Origin of the sequence: Streptomyces mesophilus (assembly GCF_011044995.1) — a bacterium.
GTDB classification, from domain to species: Bacteria; Actinomycetota; Actinomycetes; order Streptomycetales; family Streptomycetaceae; genus Streptomyces; species Streptomyces mesophilus.
In genome coordinates this window covers 1-4,578 of sequence record NZ_JAAKZW010000378.1, presented here as the reverse complement: position 1 = coordinate 4,578, position 4,578 = coordinate 1, and the positions used below count along the sequence as shown (strand labels likewise).

Here is a 4,578-nt window from a genome sequence, read left to right as displayed (position 1 = left end):
CCCAACTCCCCACCCCCGAAGCCGACATCGACTACCTCTTCGGCCCGCTCGCGGACTTCGCCCCCCAGGCGGTCCTGGCGCAGGCCCCCGCCCAGGCACAGGGCGCCCTCGCAGCGGCCGACCCGGTCGTCGCCGAGACCACCGCCTCCGTGCTCCCGCCCCTCGCCGCAACCGCCGTCGACTCGGTGCTCCCGGTCGTCGGCCAGGCACTCTTCGACGCCGGGACGCTGGTGCAGGGCGTGGGCGGGGACGTCACGCCGTTCGCGCAGGGGGTCACCGACGAGGTGCAGCCCTTCGCCGGCGGCGTGGTCGAGGACGTACGGCCGGTGGCCGACGTCGTCGTCTCCGAGGTGCAGCCGCTCGTCCAGGACGTCGGCACCGCCGCGACCGGACTCGCCACCGGCGTCGGCGGCGACGTGGACGGCCTGGCCCGCGGCGTCACGACCGAGGTGGCCCCGCTGGCCCAGGGCCTCACGGACACCGTCCGCACCGACGCCGGACCGCTGCTCCAGAACGCCGCCTCCGGCGCCCAGGGCACGGCCTCCGCGGTGACCCCGGGCTTCACGGCCGGCATCTGATGCGGACCGGCCGCCCCGGCCGCTTCTGACGGGCGGGGGCCGCCGGTCCTGACGGACGGGCGGCCGGCCCGCCAGGCCGGCGCCTGCGTGGCCGCGGGCCGGGCTGCTGTTCTTCGTGCGCTCGGCGGGGACCCCCGCGCCCGAAGGTGCCCGGCCCGCGGCCGGCTCTCCCGGTCCCGCCGCAGCTGTCCGCTGAAGCTGCCCCCACAGTCTGTGACTGTTATCACCGCCACAGTGTGATCTGCGATTTAGGGACCAACGTCCCTCGGCGATAACCTGCGAGACGGACATGCCGCGTCCACGGCCACCGTGTACGCCTCCCTCAGTGACAGCGCCGTCACGTTGCCCTTCGCGGCACGCCCATGCAGACGCAGACATGCAGACGCAGCCCGCAGACAACGAACGCGACAGACGCGATCGCGATCAAACGCGACCGACGCGACACGGAAAAGGGACGGACGCGCGTGGACCTGTTCGAGTACCAGGCGAGGGACCTCTTCGCCAAGCACGGTGTACCGGTGCTGGCCGGTGAAGTCATTGACACGCCTGAGGCCGCGCGCGCCGCGACCGAGCGCCTCGGCGGCAAGTCCGTCGTCAAGGCCCAGGTGAAGGTCGGCGGCCGCGGCAAGGCCGGCGGCGTGAAGCTGGCCGACAACGGCGACGACGCGGTCGAGAAGGCCGGTCAGATCCTCGGCATGGACATCAAGGGCCACACGGTCCACAAGGTGATGATCGCCGAGCTGGCCCCCGAGATCGCCGAGGAGTACTACGTCTCGTACCTCCTCGACCGCACCAACCGCACCTTCCTCTGCATCGCCTCCGTCGAGGGCGGCATGGACATCGAGGAAGTCGCGGCCAACCGCCCCGAGGCGGTTGCCAAGATCGCCATCGACGCCAACGACGGTGTGAACCCGGAGAAGGCGCGCGAGATCGTCACGGCCGCGAAGTTCCCGGCCGAGGTGGCCGAGAAGGTCGCCGACGTCCTCCAGGTCCTGTGGAAGACCTTCGTCGCCGAGGACGCCCTCCTCGTCGAGGTCAACCCGCTCGCCAAGGTCGCCTCCGGCGACATCCTGGCCCTGGACGGCAAGGTGTCCCTGGACGCCAACGCCGACTTCCGCCAGCCCGAGCACGAGGCGCTCGAGGACAAGGACGCAGCCAACCCGCTCGAGGCTGCGGCCAAGGCCAAGGGCCTCAACTACGTCAAGCTCGACGGCGAGGTCGGCATCATCGGCAACGGCGCGGGTCTCGTCATGAGCACCCTCGACGTCGTCGCGTACGCCGGTGAGAACCACGGCGGCGTGAAGCCGGCCAACTTCCTCGACATCGGCGGCGGCGCCTCTGCCGAGGTGATGGCCAACGGTCTCGAGATCATCCTCGGCGACCCGGACGTCAAGTCCGTGTTCGTCAACGTCTTCGGCGGCATCACCGCCTGTGACGAGGTCGCCAACGGCATCGTCCAGGCCCTGGAGCTCCTCAAGACCAAGGGCGAGGACGTCACCAAGCCCCTCGTCGTCCGTCTGGACGGCAACAACGCCGAGCTGGGTCGCAAGATCCTCAGCGACGCCAACCACCCGCTGGTGCAGCGTGTGGACACGATGGACGGCGCGGCCGACAAGGCCGCCGAGCTCGCGGCCGCGAAGTAAGGGACGAGGTCAGACACCACCATGGCTATCTTCCTCAACAAGGACAGCAAGGTCATCGTCCAGGGCATGACCGGTGCCACGGGCATGAAGCACACCAAGCTCATGCTCGCGGACGGCACCAACATCGTCGGTGGCGTGAACCCGCGTAAGGCGGGCACGTCGGTCGACATCGACGGCACCGAGATCCCGGTCTTCGGCACCGTCGCCGAGGCGATCGAGAAGACGGGCGCCAACGTCTCCGTCCTCTTCGTCCCGCCGGCCTTCGCCAAGGCCGCCGTGGTCGAGGCGATCGACGCCGAGATCCCGCTCGCCGTGGTCATCACCGAGGGCATCGCCGTCCACGACTCCGCCGCGTTCTACGCGTACGCGAAGTCGCAGGGCGACAAGACCCGCATCATCGGCCCGAACTGCCCCGGTCTCATCACCCCGGGCCAGTCCAACGCCGGCATCATCCCGGGCGACATCACGAAGCCGGGCCGCATCGGCCTGGTCTCGAAGTCCGGCACGCTGACGTACCAGATGATGTACGAGCTCCGTGACATCGGCTTCTCGTCCGCCGTCGGCATCGGTGGCGACCCGGTCATCGGTACGACGCACATCGACGCGCTCGCCGCGTTCGAGGCCGACCCCGACACCGACCTGATCGTCATGATCGGCGAGATCGGCGGCGACGCCGAGGAGCGTGCGGCCGACTTCATCAAGGCCAACGTGACGAAGCCGGTCGTCGGCTACGTCGCCGGCTTCACCGCGCCCGAGGGCAAGACCATGGGCCACGCCGGCGCCATCGTCTCCGGCTCCTCCGGCACGGCCGCCGCGAAGAAGGAGGCCCTCGAGGCCGCGGGCGTCAAGGTCGGCAAGACCCCGACCGAGACGGCCAAGCTGGCGCGCGCGATCCTGGCCGGCTGAGGTTCGTAGCTCGTAGCTCGTATTTGTAGTTCGTAGTTCGTAGTTCGTACGAAGGCCCGTGCCCCTCCTGCTAGGGGTACGGGCCTTCGTCGTGCGTGGACCGGGCGTTGTCAGTGGGCGCCGATAGCCTTGATAGGGCTCGGCCCCCGGGAGGGAGGGGTCTGTCCGGGCAACGGGGCGATGCGGCTACTCGGCCAGCGGATGGACCCGCTCCGGCCCCGCACCCGGCTCGCCGCGCAGCTTCTCGCGGAGCTGCTTGTCCCGGTGGTCGAGGATCTGCGGCCCGGGCCGCGCCGGCACACCGGTGATCTTCTGGCCGGGGGCCTGCTTCGGCTCGTAGTCCTTCGCCGACGTGATCCACGTGATCGCCGACGCCCCGATGATCAGCGTCGTGAACGCGATCGCCGCCCGCGTCCAGAACCGCACCCGCCGCTCGCCCTCGCCCCGTACGGCCGTCGCCTTGCCCGTTCCGAGCTTCTCGGCGCACGCCAACTCGTCCAGCCTGCGCTGCAGTTCGGCCGGGTCGGACAGCTCGGGCAGCTTCTCGGCGATCGCCTCGCGTGCGTGCACCAGACGGTTCGCCGCCGCCGGGGTGCTCGCCTCGGTCTCCGCCGCGGTCTCGGGCAGATCGAGCCCGACACCGTCGTACAGGACGAGCGTGCGCCGGTACGAGGGCGGCAGGCTCAGGAGCGTGTCGAGCAGCTTGCGGTCCTCGGGCTCCGCGGGCGGGGCGTCGGGGTGGCGGTGGCCGCGCCGGAAGCGGTGCCAGGGCGAGAGCGCGTACTCGTACGCGACCGCCCGCACCCAGCCCACGGGGTCCCGGTCCTTGGCGACCTCGGGCCACTGCTCCCACGCCTTGTGGAACGCGCGCTCCACGGCCTCCTTCGCCAGCGCGCGCCGTCCGGTCAGCAGATACGTCTGCCGTACGAGACCGGGGGCGGTGAACGCGTACAGCGCGTCGAAGGCCTGCGCCGGCGTCAGGCCCGTGTGCTCCTCCGCGCCGTCGCTGTTCCCCGGCCCGGGCGGCCCGTCTCCGGCGAGCCCTCCGTCGGGGGTCTCGTCGACGAGCGCGGTGGCCTGGGCGGCCGAGGGCTTCGCCGCCGCGTCGCCGGGGCGGGCGCTTCGGCCGTCCGTGCGCTGCGCCGCATTGCCGTGGTGCTCACCGTGGTGGTCGCCGCGAGGCGGCACACCGCTGTGCTCATCGCGCGAGGGGCCGGTGCCGGCCGGTTTGGCGGCCCGCTTGGCCGCGGCCTTGGGCCGGGTCCGGGAGCCCTTACGGCCCTTGCGCCCCTGCTCCTTGGAGAGGTCGACGAGCTGGGTGCTGACGGGGGCGGCGGCCTCGGCGGCCCCCGCGGACTGACTGAGCTCGGCACGCGCGGCGAGCTCGACGGGCTTCACAGGCATGAGGTGCTCGACGGCCTTTGCAGATTCGGAGGGCTGGGGGGAGGAGG

General features: G+C 71.4%; 3 protein-coding genes and 1 pseudogene. 3 read left to right on the top strand and 1 reads right to left on the bottom strand.

Going from position 1 to position 4,578, the window contains the following annotated elements; translation table 11 throughout:
- The 3 genes and pseudogenes from G6045_RS39445 to sucD form a co-directional block, all read left to right on the top strand.
- Nucleotides 1-578: pseudogene (locus G6045_RS39445) on the top strand (hypothetical protein); the annotation flags it as partial.
- A 464-nt stretch (nt 579-1,042) separates the two neighbouring features.
- On the top strand, nt 1,043-2,221 hold the full coding sequence (gene sucC, locus G6045_RS39440; protein WP_165337061.1) for an ADP-forming succinate--CoA ligase subunit beta: 1,179 nt from the start codon (nt 1,043-1,045) through the stop codon (nt 2,219-2,221).
- A 21-nt stretch (nt 2,222-2,242) separates the two neighbouring features.
- Nucleotides 2,243-3,127 carry a succinate--CoA ligase subunit alpha gene (gene sucD, locus G6045_RS39435; protein ID WP_165337060.1) on the top strand — a complete coding sequence of 295 codons (885 nt, stop codon included), beginning with the start codon at nt 2,243-2,245 and terminating at the stop codon, nt 3,125-3,127.
- A 186-nt stretch (nt 3,128-3,313) separates the two neighbouring features.
- Here the strand turns inward: sucD and G6045_RS39430 are convergent.
- Nucleotides 3,314-4,578 (bottom strand): RNA polymerase sigma factor (locus G6045_RS39430; RefSeq protein ID WP_206344785.1); only part of this gene is annotated, 1,265 nt, incomplete at its 5' end.

What these genes read in the sequence shown, in the direction of transcription:
- sucD (WP_165337060.1), top strand. Translation starts at nt 2,243, where the DNA reads ATGGCTATCTTCCTCAACAAGGACAGCAAGGTCATCGTCCAGGGCATG.